17 protein-coding genes and 1 other annotated feature are annotated in these 17,490 nt (G+C 41.7%); all 17 genes read right to left on the bottom strand.

The features are described 5' to 3' along the window. Positions 1 to 104: 104 nt before the first annotated feature. The 17 genes from D3P96_RS02350 to pstB (D3P96_RS02270) all read right to left on the bottom strand — a co-directional run bounded on the left by D3P96_RS02350 (position 105) and on the right by pstB (D3P96_RS02270) (position 17,484). Positions 105 to 2,048, bottom strand: a complete 1,944-nt coding sequence (locus D3P96_RS02350; protein WP_124942785.1) for an ABC-F family ATP-binding cassette domain-containing protein — start codon at positions 2,046 to 2,048, stop codon at positions 105 to 107. Then, a complete protein-coding gene (locus tag D3P96_RS02345) occupies positions 2,026 to 3,363 on the bottom strand; it encodes a bifunctional folylpolyglutamate synthase/dihydrofolate synthase (protein WP_124942784.1) in 1,338 nt (445 codons plus the stop codon). The genes D3P96_RS02350 and D3P96_RS02345 overlap by 23 nt, the downstream gene beginning before the upstream one ends. Positions 3,364 to 3,483: 120 nt before the next feature. After that, entirely contained in the window at positions 3,484 to 6,159 is a 2,676-nt protein-coding gene (locus D3P96_RS02340; protein WP_124942834.1) for a valine--tRNA ligase, read from the bottom strand. Between the two features lie 67 nt (positions 6,160 to 6,226). Then, positions 6,227 to 6,436 (bottom strand) — a binding site (T-box leader). A 36-nt stretch (positions 6,437 to 6,472) separates the two neighbouring features. Beyond that, on the bottom strand, positions 6,473 to 7,090 hold the full coding sequence (locus D3P96_RS02335; RefSeq protein WP_124942783.1) for a LysE/ArgO family amino acid transporter: 618 nt from the start codon (positions 7,088 to 7,090) through the stop codon (positions 6,473 to 6,475). An 83-nt stretch (positions 7,091 to 7,173) separates the two neighbouring features. Then, positions 7,174 to 8,028, bottom strand: a complete 855-nt coding sequence (locus D3P96_RS02330; protein WP_124942782.1) for a hypothetical protein — start codon at positions 8,026 to 8,028, stop codon at positions 7,174 to 7,176. 109 nt (positions 8,029 to 8,137) lie between these two features. Further along, positions 8,138 to 8,596: a universal stress protein gene (locus D3P96_RS02325; RefSeq protein WP_124942781.1), complete on the bottom strand. Its 459-nt coding sequence runs from the start codon at positions 8,594 to 8,596 to the stop codon at positions 8,138 to 8,140. Positions 8,597 to 8,666: 70 nt separating this feature from the next. Further along, positions 8,667 to 8,945 (bottom strand): hypothetical protein, encoded by a 279-nt coding sequence (locus D3P96_RS02320; protein ID WP_124942780.1) that lies wholly within the window; start codon positions 8,943 to 8,945, stop codon positions 8,667 to 8,669. A 296-nt stretch (positions 8,946 to 9,241) separates the two neighbouring features. Next, the gene (locus D3P96_RS02315; RefSeq protein WP_124942779.1) at positions 9,242 to 10,528 is read right to left on the bottom strand and encodes a replication-associated recombination protein A; all 1,287 of its coding nucleotides are present in this window, start codon (positions 10,526 to 10,528) and stop codon (positions 9,242 to 9,244) included. Positions 10,529 to 10,552: 24 nt separating this feature from the next. Continuing rightward, a complete protein-coding gene (locus D3P96_RS02310; protein ID WP_185696060.1) occupies positions 10,553 to 10,993 on the bottom strand; it encodes a YueI family protein in 441 nt (146 codons plus the stop codon). A gap of 84 nt (positions 10,994 to 11,077) precedes the next feature. Beyond that, a complete protein-coding gene (locus D3P96_RS02305) occupies positions 11,078 to 11,269 on the bottom strand; it encodes a hypothetical protein (RefSeq protein ID WP_124942777.1) in 192 nt (63 codons plus the stop codon). Next, positions 11,269 to 12,840, bottom strand: a complete 1,572-nt coding sequence (locus tag D3P96_RS02300; RefSeq protein WP_124942776.1) for a peptide chain release factor 3 — start codon at positions 12,838 to 12,840, stop codon at positions 11,269 to 11,271. Before D3P96_RS02300 ends, D3P96_RS02305 begins: the two co-directional genes overlap by 1 nt. 120 nt (positions 12,841 to 12,960) lie before the next feature. Continuing rightward, positions 12,961 to 13,548 (bottom strand): hypothetical protein, encoded by a 588-nt coding sequence (locus D3P96_RS02295; protein ID WP_124942775.1) that lies wholly within the window; start codon positions 13,546 to 13,548, stop codon positions 12,961 to 12,963. A 110-nt stretch (positions 13,549 to 13,658) separates the two neighbouring features. Next, entirely contained in the window at positions 13,659 to 14,204 is a 546-nt protein-coding gene (ntdP, locus tag D3P96_RS02290; protein ID WP_057745788.1) for a nucleoside tri-diphosphate phosphatase, read from the bottom strand. Positions 14,205 to 14,280: 76 nt separating this feature from the next. Next, on the bottom strand, positions 14,281 to 15,093 hold the full coding sequence (locus tag D3P96_RS02285) for a RecX family transcriptional regulator (RefSeq protein WP_124942774.1): 813 nt from the start codon (positions 15,091 to 15,093) through the stop codon (positions 14,281 to 14,283). 62 nt (positions 15,094 to 15,155) lie between these two features. Further along, positions 15,156 to 15,830: a phosphate signaling complex protein PhoU gene (gene phoU, locus D3P96_RS02280; protein WP_124942773.1), complete on the bottom strand. Its 675-nt coding sequence runs from the start codon at positions 15,828 to 15,830 to the stop codon at positions 15,156 to 15,158. A 56-nt stretch (positions 15,831 to 15,886) separates the two neighbouring features. Further along, the gene (gene pstB / locus D3P96_RS02275; protein WP_124942772.1) at positions 15,887 to 16,645 is read right to left on the bottom strand and encodes a phosphate ABC transporter ATP-binding protein PstB; all 759 of its coding nucleotides are present in this window, start codon (positions 16,643 to 16,645) and stop codon (positions 15,887 to 15,889) included. 11 nt (positions 16,646 to 16,656) lie between these two features. Continuing rightward, positions 16,657 to 17,484, bottom strand: a complete 828-nt coding sequence (pstB, locus tag D3P96_RS02270; RefSeq protein ID WP_124942771.1) for a phosphate ABC transporter ATP-binding protein PstB — start codon at positions 17,482 to 17,484, stop codon at positions 16,657 to 16,659. Positions 17,485 to 17,490: the final 6 nt, after the last annotated feature.

The following is a 17,490-nucleotide window of genomic DNA, read 5'->3' as shown; positions in this document are numbered from 1 at the left end:
GCTTAAGTGCTAATCAACACTATCTATATTAGCACACTCTCCTAAAAATGCAACCGAATTCAAAAAAAAACTGGAAATTCGTTCATGAATTTCCAGCATTGCCTTTAGGCGTCTAATTCTTCAATTTGGAATGATAGATCCGTCCAGCGTTCTTCTAATTCAGCTAACTTATCTTCAATGGCTTGTGCTTGATTTGATAAATCCGTTAATTTTGGAATATCCGTTCCAATCTCCGGATCATTCAACTGCTCACTAACCGCTGCTTTAGCTTCCTCTTGTTCTGCCATTTGACTTTCAACATCATCAAGCGCTCGTTGTAACTTACGCATTTCTTTTTGATGCGCCTTATGATCCATGCCCTTCGACTTAGGCGTTGTTTCCGGTGTAACGGCCGCTGTTTTGGCTTCAGCTTCCGCCTCAGCCAAAGTTGCGGGGTCAACACGTTTTTCAAGGTAATAATCATAATCACCATCAAAGAAATTCGTCCCCGTTGGTGTGAGTTCAACGATTTCAGAAGCTACTTCATTAATAAAGTAACGATCGTGCGAAACAAAGAAAATGGTCCCATTATATTCATTCAAAGCCGTTTCTAGCACTTCTCGTGAATCAATATCCAAATGGTTGGTCGGCTCATCCAAAATTAAGAAGTTGGCTTGTTCCATTGATAACTTGGTTAACAACAACCGCGCACGTTCGCCTCCCGAGAGTGCTGACACTTTTTTATCAACCGATTCCCCACTAAACATAAACGAGCCTAAGATAGATCGCACATCTTTTTCAGCCATTAATGGATGGTCATCCCAGATTGTATTCAACACCGTTTTGTTTGGATCAAGGGTTTGTTGCTCTTGGTCATAATATCCCACGGTGACATTGGCGCCCAACTTGATATCACCACTAATTAGCGGTAACTTTCCCAAAATTGTCTTAATCAGCGTTGATTTTCCAACTCCATTAGGACCGACCAGGGCCACTGCATGTTGTTTATCAACAGCAATGTTAACTGGATCCGCTAAAATAGTTGTTGGATCATACCCTAATTTAACATCATCGACCCGCAGCACTTCATTTCCTGATTCTTCCTTGGCTTCGAATGTAATGTGGGCTACACCCGATTCATTCTTAGGGGGTTCAATTTTTTGCATGCGGTCCAATTGCTTACGACGTGACTGCGCACGCTTAGTGGTTGAAGCACGCACAATGTTTCGAGCTACGAAATCTTCCAGTTTGGCAATCTCACCTTGTTGTTTCTCATATGCCTTTTCTTCAGATAAAATCTTAGCCTCTTTTTCCTTCATAAATTGGCTGTAATTTCCCTTATAGTGATCTAAGACCCCTGAATGCATATCATAGATCTCGTTTACAACGCGATCCAAGAAATATCGATCGTGCGAAACAATTAACAAGGCACCTCGATAATTTTGCAAATACTGTTCCAACCAGGCTAATGTCTCCATGTCCAAATGATTAGTTGGCTCATCTAAAATCAACAAATCAGGTGTTTCTAACAATTGCTTTGCAATGGCCAAACGCGTACGCTGTCCACCAGACAAGGTCGACACTTTACGGTCATAGAAAGACTCATCAAAGCCAAAACCATGTAAGACTCCACGAATAGTTGCATCATAGGCATAGCCATTTTTTTGATCAAAATCATGTTGGGCTTGATCATATTCAGCCAATAATTTTTGATAGGCATCACTTTCATAGTCATCCGTTGCTGCCATTTCAGCTTCCATTTGACGCATACGCTCTTCTAGCTTAATCACATCATCAAAAGCGGTTAGCATTTCATTATACACAGACAGATCAGAATCCAATCCTGAATTCTGTGCTAAATAAGCTAGCTTAATACCCTTCTTCATCGAAACTTCACCTTCATCAGGTTGCGTTTCGCCAATCAGCATTTTCAATAGCGTTGATTTTCCAGCCCCATTGCGACCAACTAAACCAATTCGGGCTTTGTCACCAACTTGCATTGAAATATGTTCAAAAAATGTGACACCGCTAAAGCGGCGTGCCACATCACTTGCTTGTAAAATTATCATCTGTTTCACCTAATTCATTTGACTTAATTTTTGCTCGAACCTCTGACACAAAGTACAAAGATCCCGTAAAGATAATCGGTGCTCCAATTGGCGCCAGTTGCTGATATAACGCATACCAATCCGTTACATAGCTGATCGTAGCTCCAGGTACCTCGATGGCACTGGCATCAATATCTTGACGTTGGTGCGGCGCATCAAAGTGCGCCACATAAATGGTTACATTTGGTAACTCGGCTAGCATCCCCAACATTTCATCGAAGCGTTTATCCGCTAAAATACCGACGATTAAATTAATCGGCTCAGTTGGAAAACGTTCAGCCAAGGTTTGCTTTAATGCTGCAATTCCTTGCGGATTATGTGCCCCATCGATGATGGTTAGCGGATGATCAGCAATCTTTTCAAAACGTGCCGGCCACGTCACTTGCTTGAGTGCTGTTCGAATCACGCTATCTGGAACTTTAATCCCTAAATCAGGCGCAACCGTCAAAACTGTTTCAATCGCCAAGCTGGCATTCACTTGTTGATAATCACCTGTTAGCGCTAATTCAAGATGTTTCATTGAACGTGCCTCGATAAAATCAAAGGTTTCACCAAACTGTTGTTTACCCGTTTCCGACACGGTTGTGAATGCATCACCATAAGCAAGAATCGGTGCCCCTAAAGCATGCGCTTTTGCTTCAATAACCCCGCGAGCGCTATCCACTAAGGGCCCAAGAATAACTGGACGATGGGGTGCAATAATCCCAGCCTTTTGTTCAGCAATTTCACCAAGGGTATTTCCCAAGACCTTCATGTGATCTAAACCAACGTTGGTAATAACTGCTGCCAGTTTATCCGGAATAACCTCCGTTGTGTCCCACATACCCCCAACACCAACTTCTAAGACCACGACATCCATGGGATGTTGCGCAAAATAGACAAACATCACTGCCGTCAATGTTTCAAATTCAGTTGGCCCACCTGGTAATGCTTGATCAAGTTGTTCTGTAATTGGCGCAACTTTTTGAACCGCCGCCGTGAGCGCTGCATCACTAATCAAGCCATCGTTATCTTGGATGCGTTCGTTAAAACGTTCAATAAACGGTGATGAAAACATCCCCACTTGCAACCCAGCTGTTCGCAAGATTTGTGTAATCATTTTGCTCGTTGATCCTTTACCATTTGTTCCCGTAACGTGAATATAACGGTTCGCTTTTTCAGGATGGTCCAATGCCGCAAGTAAACGATTAATCCGCTCAAATGAGGGCGTCTTCTGCCACTTATGGCGACTATGAATATATGCAATTGCATCATCTACGTTTTCAATTTTAACCATGTGCCATGTCCCATCCTAACCATTTTAATTACTCTTATCGTACCATGAAAACGCCCTTGCGCCTACACTCCCACCACGACAAAAAAACTAATCAGACCGAAGTCCAATTAGTTTTTAAGTTTAAGCATTTTTAGCAGCTTCGAGTTCGGCCAAACGTGCATTTGTTGAAGCTAACTTATCTTCCCAGTCAGCAAGCTTTTCACGTTCCGCATTAACCACGTTCTCAGGCGCTGAGTTGACAAACTTATCGTTTGATAACTTACCTGAACTACGCTTAACTTCACCAGCGTACTTCTTTGCATCGTCTTTTAGACGAGCAATTTCATCATCGATATTGATTAATTCTTCCAAAGGTACAAAGACTTGCGCCCCAGAAATTGCCTTAGTCATCGCCAAAGTTGGTGCATCAACATCGGCCCCAATGGTTAGATCCTTTGGCTTAACGAAACGGTTAATGTAATCCGCATTTTCTTGGAAAATACGTTGTAGATTAGCATCATCCGTCTTAATCAACACATCGACCGCCGTTGACATTGGTGCATTTGCTTCCGTTCGGATTGCACGCACAGCGGTAATCAAATCAACCAAGCTTTGGAAATCCGTTTCTGCTTGTGCATCATTCAAATCAGCATGTACTTCAGGGAAATCAGCGACCATAATCGTGTCAAATTCATGAACTGGCATATCTAAGTAAATTTCTTCCGTTACGAATGGCATGATTGGGTGTAGCAAGCGCAGTACTTGATCCAAAACATATGCCAAAACGGATTGAACCGTTTGCTTAGCTGCTTCATCAGAACCGTTCAAGGTTTCCTTGGTCATTTCAATATACCAGTCAGCAAAATCATCCCAGATGAAGTTGTAGAGCGCACGACCAGCTTCACCGAATTCAAACTTGTCAAAGTTCTTGAGCACTGAATCAACAGTCTTGTTCAAACGAGACAAGATCCAACGATCAGCTAATGACAACGTTGATAAGTCATCAGGCAATGCTGGCTTGGTATCTTCATCTAAATTCATAATGACATAACGAGATGCATTCCAAATTTTGTTAATGAAGTTCCAGGCAGCATCCATCTTTGTGTATGAGAAACGCATATCTTGACCAGGCGTTGAACCAGTTGCCAAGAACCAACGCAAAGCATCTACACCATACTTGTCAATCACATCCATTGGATCAATTCCGTTACCCAATGACTTTGACATCTTGCGACCTTCTTCATCACGAATCAAACCGTGAATCAAAACGTTCTTGAATGGACGCTTACCCGTGAATTCCTTTGATTGGAAAATCATGCGTGATACCCAGAATGGAATAATGTCATATCCCGTTACAAGTGTATCAGTTGGGAAATAACGCTTGTAGTCATGTGCATTTGTATCAGGCCAACCCATCGTTGAAAATGGCCACAAAGCAGATGAAAACCAAGTATCTAAGACATCAGTATCTTGCTCCCAATTTTCAGCATCTTCAGGCGCTTCCATGCCAACATAGATTTCACCAGTTTGCTTATTGTACCAAGCCGGAATTTGGTGTCCCCACCACAATTGACGTGAAATGACCCAATCGTGAATGTTTTCCATCCAACGTTCATAGGTTCCTTCAAAACGTGATGGATTGAAAGTAACCTTGTCTTCTGGGTCATCTTGCATAGCTAAGGCTTGCTTAGCCAAAGGCTCCATCTTTACGAACCATTGCGTTGAAAGACGTGATTCAACTTGTACACCTGTACGTTCAGAGTGACCAACCGCGTGCACGATTGGTTCAATCTTTAGCATGTAGTCACCAGCACGGAGGTCATTAACCATGGCTTCACGGGCTTCAAAGCGATCCATACCGTTATACTTTCCAGCATTTTCGTTCATCGAAGCATCTTCATTCATTGTGTTGATGCGTTCCAAATTGTGACGATTACCAACAGCAAAGTCATTAGGATCATGGGCTGGTGTAATTTTCACCATTCCAGAACCAAATTCAGGATCAACGTATTCATCAGCGATAATTGGAATTTCGCGATCCACAAGTGGCACGCGTACCTTCTTACCAACTAATTCCTTATAACGTTCATCACTTGGGTGTACGGCAACTGCAACGTCCCCAAACATAGTTTCCGGACGTGTTGTCGCGATTTCAATGTAATCCTTACCATCAAAACGATCATTTTTATCCACGAATGGATACTTGACGTGATAGAATGCACCTTCGTCGTCTTCATGAATCACTTCAATATCAGACAAAGCCGTTCGGGCCTTAGGATCCCAATTGATGATGTATTCACCACGATAAATCAAGTCCTTATTATAAAGGTCAACGAACACTTTACGCACAGCTTCAGATAGACCATCATCTAATGTAAAGCGTTCGCGGCTGTAATCAACTGAAATCCCCATCTTCTTCCATTGTTCATGGATGGTTTCAGCATATTCATTTTTCCAGTCCCAAACTTGTTCCACGAACTTTTCACGACCCAAGTCGTACTTAGAAATCCCTTCTTCCGCCAAGCGTTGTTCAACCTTGGCTTGCGTAGCAATTCCAGCGTGGTCCATTCCTGGCACCCAAACGGTGTCATAACCTTGCATGCGCTTTTGACGAATCAAAATATCTTGCAAAGTCACGTCCCAAGAGTGTCCCAAGTGTAGCTTACCAGTGACATTGGGAGGTGGAATCACGATTGAATAAGGACGCGCCTTTTCATTTCCAGAAGGTTCAAACCGGCCTTCTTCACGCCACTTATCGTAACGACCAGCTTCGACTGCATCTGAGTCGTATTTACCCGGCATATCAATATCTCGCATCATATACTCCTTTTTGTACATTTTATTTTTAAGCAATAAAAAAGCCCCAACCACATCATAACGATGTGATCAGGACGAGTTGCATTCGCGGTACCACCTGATTTAGGGTTGCCCCTATCTCATTATAAACTTAACGCGTTTTTCACGTTGAAACCTACTGTATTTCAGCCTCAAAGCCCACATAGTTACCTTCAGATAAATACCGTTTGTGTGCTTTCACCATCTCACACTCGCTTTATAACGACCTGTATCTTACTCTCTAGTGCATTGCTCTTTTGCTTATTTTACTGGTTTTACGAATTGAAAGCAAGCCTTAACCCATAATCATTTGTACAGCGCCGTAAAGGAAGTAAAGTCCGTAACCAAGCATAATCAACCCAGAAACAACATTCACGATCACAAAGGCACGCTTTGATAAACGACTCTTTAAGCGATTAACAACAACCGTCACAATGGTGAACCAAAGGGCTGTCGCAATCAAAACCCCAATGATAAAGGGCCAAACATCTGCGTCAGGTAACTTAGCTCGGGTTGCTCCCAACATTAAACTACCATCAACCAAGGCTTGTGGGTTTGCCCACGTTACAATGAACGCTGTAGCAAAGGCTTTACCCATTGATAATTTATTACCACTTGCATCCAAGTCGACTTGATTAGCCGAACGTAAAATCGTCCATCCAATGTAAATCACTAATGCTCCACCTAAAATCATCACAATCAATTTCAATAAGTCATTGGAATTGATAATCGCACCCATTCCAAAGTACGCCACCAATGAAAATGATGAGTCGGCTAGCCAAACAAAAAGCACGTATAACATTGCGCGTTGTAAAGTGTTGTTGACTGCGTTATTAAATACATATAAATTCTGCATACCAATGGGCGCAATAAACGCAAACCCCAAAAGCATACCACTTAGTAATGCTGACATTTCAAAAATCCTACGCTTTCCTTCAAATCATAAAAAAAACAATTTTTAGCAAGAACTTGTTAAAAATTGCCATTATATTCATATTAGTGACCAAATAATTTCCCAAATAATCGTCCAAATATACCCCGTTTTGCAGGTTGATTTGTCCGTGATGCCAGTGGTTCATCCGCACTTTGATCAACCTGATCCATAAAGGATTGATCGATTAGTGGGGCATCCGTTGCACTTCCTGTATCATCTAAATCTTCAAAGTCAATATCACCTGTCTCACGTACAATCGGTGTAAATTCATCCATTTCAGCAACGTCATCGGCATCATCCTCAGCAACCTGTGATTTAACCGCTGTTACCGTTTGTTGTTGATTGGCACGATATTCATCAATCATAGCATCTGTCAAAATTGGTACTGGTTGAGTCTTAGAAGTAACCCCCAAGCTCACCGTACTCTGACTACCTTTATGTGTCAGTTCATTGTAACAGCTTAATTGAATTTGCTCTGACAACACCTCAGCAGGGAGTGGCATTTCAAATTCCTGATTATCATCAACGACCACTTCAACATCTTCACCCATCAATTGCATTTTCACAGTTGTATTAGGCTGATTCACCCGGCCTTCGAGTGTGCGTTGTCCATCTCGTGTCGCGATGACCCCAGTCACAACTGGTGCAGGCGTATCAACGGCGACCATCACTTCAGCAATGACAACATTCGTTTCAGCATCAAGCGCTTGCACTAAAATGTCATCACCATCATTAGCATCTTTAACTTTAAGAATGAAATCACCATTGGCATCTGCACTGATGTTTTCAACTTTGCTAGTCGGTAGCGTCACTTGAATCATGATACCTGGTTCATTGACATGCCCAATTACCGTAGTTCCCAAACTATTGGTTAATGTTGACGCGATTAAATTCGCATTTGTTTCATTTCTGCTCATCATTGGACTCCATTGCATCTTAATATATATTCCCATTATACACGTTTTCCGCCCAATCCGTAAAAAAAAAGGCTGGTCTACGACCACACCTTTTTTCATTTAATATCGATTAAGCTTTTGGTGTTGAGACACGGGCAATCAATGTATCGATTTTAGCAGCACGTACGACGTATTCGGTTACTGAGCCAATTAACAGACGTTCAACTGCATTTAGCCCTGTCGCTCCGATGACAATCAAATCAGCGCCAAATTTCTTTGGTGCAGTATCAGCAATCACCGTCTTAGCAGCACCGTATTCAATGCTATAATCAACCGACTTCACGCCAGCCTTCTTGGCTTTTTCAAGATACTCATCAAGTGTCTTGCGCGCTGTTTCAGCAACTTGATCATACATGGTTGATTGAAAATCACTAATATTTTGAAATGAGCGCGTATCAATGACGTGTAAGATGTGCAAACGTGTCTTCTCGCCATTTTGCAAAGCAATTGCGATACCGCGATCTAGAGCGGCTTCAGATTCTTCCGACCCATCAATTGGAACTAAAATACTCTCATATGTTTCATTCATCTGCTCATCCTCCGTGATTGTTAACTGCTTCTATATCTCATAGTATACACCAGATGTAAGCGCTTTACAATCAATCGAAAGTCTCTTGCACAATGATTAACCCAATCACTGGCAAGACTAAGCCACCAACAATCAAACCAATAATTGGCATGAAGTCATCCGGTCCTTTGAGCCAGAGAGCAATTGCCGTAAAAATAATATCAACAACTAAAAATGGCACCGCCCAATTCGTTAAGCGATGTGACTGGGCTAAAGTTAGGCCAAAAACATTATTTCGATTCAACCAAAGGTATGCCGCAATAAATCCTAAAATCATCAAAAACATCACATACAAAATAATAATCGCCATAATCCTACTCTTTTCATTTTATAAAAAAACTCCACTGCACAAATTAATGGTACAGCGGAGCGTAAACACTTGTATAACACCGTTAGATGATTCGTCTAAGATGGCTTCGATGGCAAAGGTGGGTGAATAAGTCAGCGTTAACGACTTCCAACACATTCGGTTGGCTTGCCCCGCTGGCTTCCCGACATCCCCATTCGAAAATTTGTAAAGCAACTTTAGATAATTGAATCACGCGTATGTTCAAGGAATTTACGATAGTTCTTATTATACGCCCGTCTATTTAAAATTTCACGTGCTTATTTTTTTAATCCTGCTTTTTGCGCAGACTTTAACTTTTGATACTGCGTCACGTACGCTTGTTCAACATTTGAATTGCCGTCAGCCGTGAAATATTCTTTGTTTTGAATTGGATCAGGTAAATATTGTTGCGCGACCCAATCATTTTGATAATTATGCGGATAAAGGTACTCAACCCCATTACCCAGCTCTTTAGCACCTTTATAATGGGCATCTTTAAGATGCTTGGGCACATCACCAGTCCGACCGGATTGAATATCTTGCATCGCCGCATCAATTGCCGTCATGGCAGAATTTGATTTTGGCGAAAGAGCTAACTCGATGACTGCATTCGCCAAAGGAATCCGCGCTTCTGGAAAACCAAGCTTTTCAGCTGCATGAATCGCCGTCACGGCACGTTCTACCACAGCTGGATTGGCTAATCCGATATCCTCATATGCAATCACTTGGAGACGCCGGACAATGCTTGGTAAATCACCTGCTAAAATTAAACGGCCCAAATAATGGAGGGCTGCATCGGTATCACTACCACGAATTGATTTTTGCAAAGCAGAAATCACATCATAATGGGCATCTCCATCCTTATCAGCAACCAGACTACCTTGCTGTGCAGTTTCTTGAATGACGTCTAAATCAATCTCCACAACGTCTTCAGCATTCGGTTGAGTTGATTTAACGGCCAATTCCAGTGCATTTAACGCTGCACGTAAATCTCCATTCGTCACATGCATGAGATGCGTCATAGCCTCTTCTGAAACGTGCGCATTAAAATTCCCCAACCCATTTTGTTTATCAACCAGCGCTCTTTCCAAAGCCGTCCGAATATCCGCTGGGTCTAATGGTTTCACCTCGAATATTTGTGTTCGCGAACGAATGGCTGGATTGATAGATAGATAAGGATTCTCAGTCGTGGCACCAATTAGAACAATCTCACCACTTTCCAAATGTGGTAACAAAAAATCCTGTTTGGTTTTATCCAAACGATGGATTTCATCAAGTAAAAGGACCACGGTCCCACTCATCTTGGCTTCATCAACCACTTGTTGTAAATCTTTTTTTGAATCCGTAGCGGCATTTAACGTCCGAAAGGCGTATTGCGTTGAACCAGCAATCGCACTGGCAATACTGGTTTTTCCTGTCCCAGGAGGACCATACAAAATCATCGACGACAACATTTTAGCATCGACCATGCGCCGAATGATTTTACCTGGTCCCAATAAGTCTTCTTGGCCAACCACTTCATCAATATTCTTCGGACGCATACGATATGCTAATGGTTTTTGCATCACGTTTCGCCTCCTTAACCGATTTTAAGAGAATAATTTTTTAAACCAGCTCTGCTTTTCTGGTTCTTTTTTAGGTGTTGGCGCAGGTTCATTTAAATCTGCATCTTCAATTGCCAACTGCTTGCTATGCACGGCGTGATCTGCTGTAAAAACAACCCCTAAGTCAGTTGCTGTCATCATCGGATCACTCACGAGTCTAAAATCAACATTATCCTTTTTAGCCAATTGCATATAGGGCATAGTCGCATCGGCATCCAGGCGTCCATTTAATAATAGGACACCATCGGGATGCTTTTGAAACGTTTCATCCCACACTGTGAGATATTTTGAATCCCCCACCGTTGCCATCTGTTGTGTTTTATACACACGTTCTTTAAATGTGCCTAAGTAATGGTGTTGTTCATCTGGGTTCACTTCAGGTGTCCCATACATCGCATTTTGTAAATGCGGATCTAGTTCGGTCATAATCATCTCCTTTTAGGTTGTGTGCCTTATTCTAACATTGATTTGCAAACAAAAAAACGGGGCAAGCAAGCTTGCTCCCGATTTTTAGCTAATCACCAAAACCACAAGCGCAGCGGTGAAGACTGATGCCATGTAACCACCAAACATGAGGTGTAGGGCATTAAAGGCTTTTGGAAAAGGGCGCATCAGATGATGACCCAAAAAATAAATTACGGTTGGTAAGATCATGATGGCAGCAAAAACTTCCACTGCCGTGAGAACTGCTGGCGAAATCATTAGAGCTTCGCCTCCAATTCTACATCTGGATACTTGTCCTTAAACCAGCGTTCAGCAAATTGATTTTCAAAAAGGAAAACTGGTTGTTCATTACGATCACGTACCAAAAGATTTCTTGAAGAGGCCATCTTTGGATCTAGTTGATCTGGATTAATCCAACGGGCAATCTTTGATCCCATTGGTTCCAAAACAACTTCAGTGTTGTATTCGTTTTCCATTCGGAATTGGAATACTTCAAATTGCAATGACCCAACGGCACCCAAGATGTAATCACCTGAATCCCAAGCCGTATACATTTGAATCGTTCCTTCTTGAACCAATTGCGTCACACCCTTATGGAATGACTTTTGCTTCAAGACGTTTTTGGCATGCACATGCATAAAGAGTTCAGGGGTGAAAGTTGGCAATTCTTCAAATTCCACCTTCTTCTTACCGGCGTAAATGGTATCGCCAATTTGGAAATTTCCCGTATCGTACAACCCAATGATGTCCCCAGGTACGGCCGTATCTACATTTTCACGTGAGTCTGCCATGAATTCTGTCACATTTGATAGTCGTAACTTTTTCCCAGTTCGTGCCAGTGTCACATCCATCCCACGTTGGAATTCACCTGAAACACAACGCACAAAGGCAATCCGGTCACGGTGATTTGGATTCATATTCGCTTGAATCTTGAAGACAAAGCCTGAGAATTGTGGATCATCAGGTTCAACTTCTTTATCATCAACCGTTTTCTTACTTGAAGGCGCTGGTGCATATTGCATATACGTTTCCAAGAAGGTTTCAACCCCAAAGTTCGTCAAGGCTGAACCAAAGAAGACCGGTGTCAGTTCACCCTTCAATACCTTGTTTTCATCAAATGTATTTCCGGCATCCTTCAACATTTCAACTTCTTCTTGGGTTTCATCCCAAGCTGGCGCAAGTTGAATTTTATTTTCAGTGGCTAAATCAGTTCCCTCAGCGTTAAGCGGTAGGAAACGATCTTCGCCTTCTTCTGGATGATAGACTTCGACGCGGTTATGATACATATCGAATAATCCAGAAAGGATTTGCCCTGACCCAATTGGCCAGTTCATTGGATATGAATCAATCCCCAAAGTTGATTCCAATTCATCAACCAAATCAAGTGGTGGTCGTCCATCACGATCTAACTTATTGAAGAATGTGAAAATTGGAATATGACGTTCTTTAACAATTTCGAACAACTTCTTAGTCTGCGGCTCAATTCCTTTGGCAGAGTCGATTACCATGATAACTGAGTCAACCGCCATCAATGTTCGATAAGTATCTTCTGAGAAATCTTCGTGTCCTGGCGTGTCCAGAATGTTGATGCGCTTACCCTGAAAATCAAATTGCAATACCGATGATGTCACCGAAATACCACGTTTTTGTTCAATTTCCATCCAGTCAGACTTAGCAAAATTTCCCTTACGGCCTTTGACCGTTCCCGCTTCACGAACAACACCACCAAGCAAAAGCATTTGCTCAGTAATAGTTGTTTTACCTGCGTCCGGGTGAGAAATGATGGCAAAGGTCCGGCGATTTTTTAATTCTTCTTCAAAAGATGCCATAGTTTTTACCCTTAATCTTTACCTTATTTATAATTTCTTAAATAACTTAATAATTCAGTATACCTAAAAAAAAGCCTTGGTTCAATAACCTCGGCTTTAATCGCTTATATTTTGTTTAAATTAATGACTTGAATGACTGGTTGTACTAGTATGACTACTTTTTGTATCAGACTGAGGCTTAGCATGTGATTTTGCCTTTGCTGCAGCCTCGCTAGCCTGTTTTTTAGACATCGACTCGGCACGATCTTGTGCGGCAAAACTGGCACGTGCGGCACTTTCAGAAGCAGCTGATGCCGCCGAAGCTTGTTCAGCCGAAGTTTTGCTAGCTTGTTCAGCCATTGCATTTTTATGATTTACTTCATCTAGCGCTTTTTGAACAGCGGTATTAATATTATCTAACCCGCCATCAACATCTAAAGCGGCATGATATTGCGACTGCGCAAGATGCCAATTTTCATCTTCAGTAGCGTCTTTCGCCTTAATCGCATGATCCAATTGCGTTTCTGCAGTTCGTGTTTCTGGCGTCATTTTAATTGACTGCGCTTGCTTATAGTCAGCATCTGCTTTCTGCCAATCCTGTGCCGTAACCGCCGCTTCGGCAGATTTAATTGTCGTGTCATAGTTTTTATTTTGGACATATTGATAACTAAAGAAACCAACGCCCACCATAGCAATGATGGCAATTACCGCAAAGATGAATTTTCGCATACCCAGGTCCTCCTGTTTTTAAACAACATCACTCTATAAATAGTTAACCATACCCTTTGCAAGATAGCAAAATAAAAAATGTGGCCAATTAGCCACATTTTTCATAACGATTAGTTACGCCGTCTTATTTCCAAATAGCGTCGATACCATAAGTCCACATAGGCTCTTGAAAAGGGTCCTCGTTCATTTTGAATCCAATCAACTAACACTTTGACATGCTCCTTTAATACAAAATCCGTTTCTGCCGAATAATGCCATTTTGCACGGTGCTGTTCATATTCATCTGTATCTAACAGACGGCGTTCACCGTCTGGAAAGACTTTGACATCGAGGTCGTAATCAATATACTTCAATGCTTCTTTATCTAAAACAAATGGCGATGCCAAATTGCAATAATAGGACACACCGTTTTCGCGTAACATCGCGACAATATTAAACCAATATTTCTTGTGAAAATACACAATTGCTGGTTCGCGGGTCACCCACCGGCGCCCGTCATCTTCAATCACAACGGTGTGATCATTTAAACCAATCAATTCATTTTCACTTGTTTTTAACACCATCGTGTCACGCCAAGTTCGGTGTAAGCTGCCATCATGCTTGTAACTTTTGATCGTTATGAATTCCCCTTCACGAGGCAACCGACCATCTTTCATGCTTCAAGCCCTCACAGTCTCTCACCTAATTCCTATTATATTGTACCACGGTCGACCGCGAGATTAGCGAAATTCCTTAAATATTTTTTTGTGTCTCATCAACAAATCGATTGATTAAATCAAAGCTGTACCCACGTCGGGCCAAGGAGGCTTTCACGCGTCGTTCCAACTCCCACCCCGTATATTGATGATAGCGACTAAACGCTTTTTCACCATCACGCGTAAGATTTTCCCACTCTTGATCAGTATCAGCATCTTCATCAGCCATGGTTGTAGCGTAGTGTTGCAATGCTTGTTGAATATTATGACTCGCAAAACCTTTTTGTAACAGATTTTGCATCACTTTTTGCTCTGCCATGCGATGAGATTGCCGGTGATTTTTTTGCATCAACTTTGCTACAAGCTCATCCAGATGGGCCATCTCTTCACTATCATCATAATCATTGGCAACATCCTGAATAATATCAGCGGAAATCCCCCATTCCTTTAACTTCTGGAGAGCTCCTTTTCGACCCAACTTGCCACTGTGGCTCACGCTGGTTAAATAAGTACTGGCGAACTGACGATCATCCAACACATGCGCGTTTTCTAATCGGTCTAGGGCATGATTAATGACATCAATTGGAAAGTCCTTTTCCCTTAATTTTAAATAGACTTGGTAGCGCGACCGTAACTGTCCGGTTGCATATAACAATCCTGATGCATAAGCTTTTTGTTCATATTCAGCGGCTTGTACTTCCGCCAACATTTCATCGGAAACTTCAGTGCCTTTAAACAAATTAAAGCGAATGAGAATGTTCTCGTCAATCGCAATCGCAAATGTATCGTCCAAATAAATATTATATCGGCCGGGTCGTTTTTGTTGCGTCACTTTTGTAACAACTGCCATCATCTGCCTCCCTTCGCAAATAAAAAACACTTAGCCGAGTGCTAAGTGTTTTTATTATAACATTATAGATATGAAGACGTACCTGGGTTTAATTCAACAATCTTACCAGTACGCTTGTAGATAATCCATTCGGCAATATCACTCACGTAGTCAGCAGTACGCTTTAAGTATCCACCCACCACAATGTAATCAGTCGCCGTCTCAACAATTTCAGAATCGTCTTCCATGGCCTTGATTGATTGCGTACGGATTTCGTTAGTATCCTTACTTACTTGTTGGGCTTCAGCTGAGATGTTCTCCGTTCCGCTCACATCGTTGTTAACGTAGTAATCCAAAACTTCACGTACCATCTTGGCAACTTCCGTCCCTTCACGTCCAATTAATTCTTCAATGGCTGGGACACGCTTGCTTCCCTTCATGTGAATCGTTGAAATCGCGATGTTACGTGCATTGTCACCAATACGTTCCAAAACTGAAACAGCCTTCAAAATCGTTACAATTTCACGCAAATCAGTTGTTACCGGTTGGTACAAGGCAATCATTTCAAAGCTCTTCTTTTCAATCGCAATTTCGCGTTCATTGATTGCTTTATCACCATCAATGATTTCTTGTGCAGCTTCACGATCATGGTTCAAAAAGGCCTTAACAGACTTTTCTAGTGTTTCTGAGACCAAAAGTCCCATTTCTTTAAATGACGTATCTAAATCAGCAAGTTCTTCATCAAACATTCGACGCATTCCACATCACCTCTTTCTGGTTTACTAAATCTATTATACAACAGTTTACGCTGAGATTATCCAAAGCGTCCTGAAATGTAATCCTGCGTCTTTTCTTCGGCAGGGTTCAAGAACATTTGCTTAGTTGAACCAACTTCAATCAAATCACCACTCATAAAGAACGCTGTTCGATCTGAAATACGTGATGCTTGTGACATTGAGTGCGTCACAATAATCATTGTATATTGGTCACGCAAAGTCATCAACGTATCTTCAACCTTGTGTGATGAAACTGGATCCAAAGCTGCGGTTGGTTCGTCCAACAACAAAATTTCAGGTTCTGTTGCCAAAGCACGGGCAATTGAAACACGTTGTTGTTGACCACCAGAAAGTGACAATGCAGACTTATGCAACGTGTCTTTCACTTCGTCCCAAACGGCCGCTTGCTTTAATGACGTTTCGACCTTTTCATCAATCACAGCCTTGTTTTTTTCACCTGAAATACGGAGCCCGAAAGCCACGTTATCATAAATTGAGAATGGGAATGGATTTGGTTGTTGGAAAACCATGCCGATTTCTTTTCGCAAAGCCACTGTATCAGTATCTGGCGCGTAAATATCATGTCCTTTAAACATAAACGTTCCATTAACTGTGACATTATCTTGCAAATCATGCATACGGTTTAGCGCACGTAAGTATGTTGACTTACCTGAACCTGAAGGCCCAATCAACGCTGTGATACCGTATTGGTCATAATCCAAGTTAATGCCGTGTAACGCTTCTTTTTCACCGTAATAGAGATGAACATTTTCTGTAGTTAAAATCTTATCTGTCATGTTTATTACTCCTAGCCAAAGTTACCGTTAACGTAATCAATCGTTAACTGCACTTTAGGACGTGTAAAGATTTTACGTGTTTCATCATATTCAACAACTTTTCCTAAATGGAAGAACGCTGTGTAATCTGAAATACGTGCCGCTTGTTGCATGTTGTGCGTCACAATAATGATTGTGTACTTATCCTTTAGCTCCAGCAAAGTATCTTCGACTTTGGCAGAAGAGATAGGATCCAAGGCTGATGCAGGTTCATCTAACAATAAGATGTCTGGTTGCATTGCAATCGCACGGGCAATCACTAGACGTTGGGCTTGTCCACCAGACAAAGCTAAGGCTGACTTATCAAGATCATCTTTAACTTCATCCCACAAGGCAGCTTGGCGCAATGATGTTTCAACACGTTCATCCAAAACAGCCTTATCGCGAATACCATGTTGCTTCAGAGCAAAAGTAATATTCTCACGCACTGACTTCGCAAATGGATTTGGTCGTTGGAAAACCATCCCAATGTGTTTACGCATTTCATAAACGTCAATTTCTTTTGAATTGATATCAAGACCACGATACATAATGTTACCTTCAACATTGGCAACACCATCATTCATGCGGTTCAATGAACGCAAGAATGTTGACTTACCTGAACCTGAAGCACCGATAAGTGACGTAATCTTAAACCGTTCAAATTGTAAATCAGCATCTTGCAACGCTAACTTATCACCGTAATAAACTTTTAAATCTTCAGTTGAAAGGGCAATTTCTTGATTGTCGCCCATTTTATAAATATTCCGAGTTGGTTGCTCGGCATCCAAATTTAAACCTGACACATTATTCTCTGTCATGATGGG

It is taken from the genome of Weissella viridescens (assembly GCF_003862435.1).
GTDB lineage: Bacteria > Bacillota > Bacilli > Lactobacillales > Lactobacillaceae > Weissella > Weissella viridescens_A.
The sequence above is the reverse complement of the archived record's forward strand: the minus strand, read 5'-3'. Positions and strand labels throughout refer to the sequence as shown.

Coding starts and splice junctions, on each gene's coding strand:
- D3P96_RS02320 (WP_124942780.1), bottom strand. CDS start 8,945: ATGGCGATTATTATTTTGTATGTGATGTTTTTGATGATTTTAGGATTT.
- D3P96_RS02300 (WP_124942776.1), bottom strand. CDS start 12,840: ATGGCATCTTTTGAAGAAGAATTAAAAAATCGCCGGACCTTTGCCATC.
- pstB (WP_124942771.1), bottom strand. CDS start 17,484: ATGACAGAGAATAATGTGTCAGGTTTAAATTTGGATGCCGAGCAACCA.
- D3P96_RS02310 (WP_185696060.1), bottom strand. CDS start 10,993: ATGACCGAACTAGATCCGCATTTACAAAATGCGATGTATGGGACACCT.
- D3P96_RS02330 (WP_124942782.1), bottom strand. CDS start 8,028: ATGAGCAGAAATGAAACAAATGCGAATTTAATCGCGTCAACATTAACC.
- D3P96_RS02315 (WP_124942779.1), bottom strand. CDS start 10,528: ATGCAAAAACCATTAGCATATCGTATGCGTCCGAAGAATATTGATGAA.
- D3P96_RS02345 (WP_124942784.1), bottom strand. CDS start 3,363: ATGGTTAAAATTGAAAACGTAGATGATGCAATTGCATATATTCATAGT.
- pstB (WP_124942772.1), bottom strand. CDS start 16,645: ATGACAGATAAGATTTTAACTACAGAAAATGTTCATCTCTATTACGGT.
- D3P96_RS02335 (WP_124942783.1), bottom strand. CDS start 7,090: ATGTCAGCATTACTAAGTGGTATGCTTTTGGGGTTTGCGTTTATTGCG.
- D3P96_RS02305 (WP_124942777.1), bottom strand. CDS start 11,269: ATGATTTCGCCAGCAGTTCTCACGGCAGTGGAAGTTTTTGCTGCCATC.
- D3P96_RS02340 (WP_124942834.1), bottom strand. CDS start 6,159: ATGCGAGATATTGATATGCCGGGTAAATACGACTCAGATGCAGTCGAA.
- D3P96_RS02295 (WP_124942775.1), bottom strand. CDS start 13,548: ATGCGAAAATTCATCTTTGCGGTAATTGCCATCATTGCTATGGTGGGC.
- D3P96_RS02285 (WP_124942774.1), bottom strand. CDS start 15,093: ATGGCAGTTGTTACAAAAGTGACGCAACAAAAACGACCCGGCCGATAT.
- D3P96_RS02325 (WP_124942781.1), bottom strand. CDS start 8,596: ATGAATGAAACATATGAGAGTATTTTAGTTCCAATTGATGGGTCGGAA.
- phoU (WP_124942773.1), bottom strand. CDS start 15,830: ATGCGTCGAATGTTTGATGAAGAACTTGCTGATTTAGATACGTCATTT.
- D3P96_RS02350 (WP_124942785.1), bottom strand. CDS start 2,048: ATGATAATTTTACAAGCAAGTGATGTGGCACGCCGCTTTAGCGGTGTC.
- ntdP (WP_057745788.1), bottom strand. CDS start 14,204: ATGAAAGATGGTCGGTTGCCTCGTGAAGGGGAATTCATAACGATCAAA.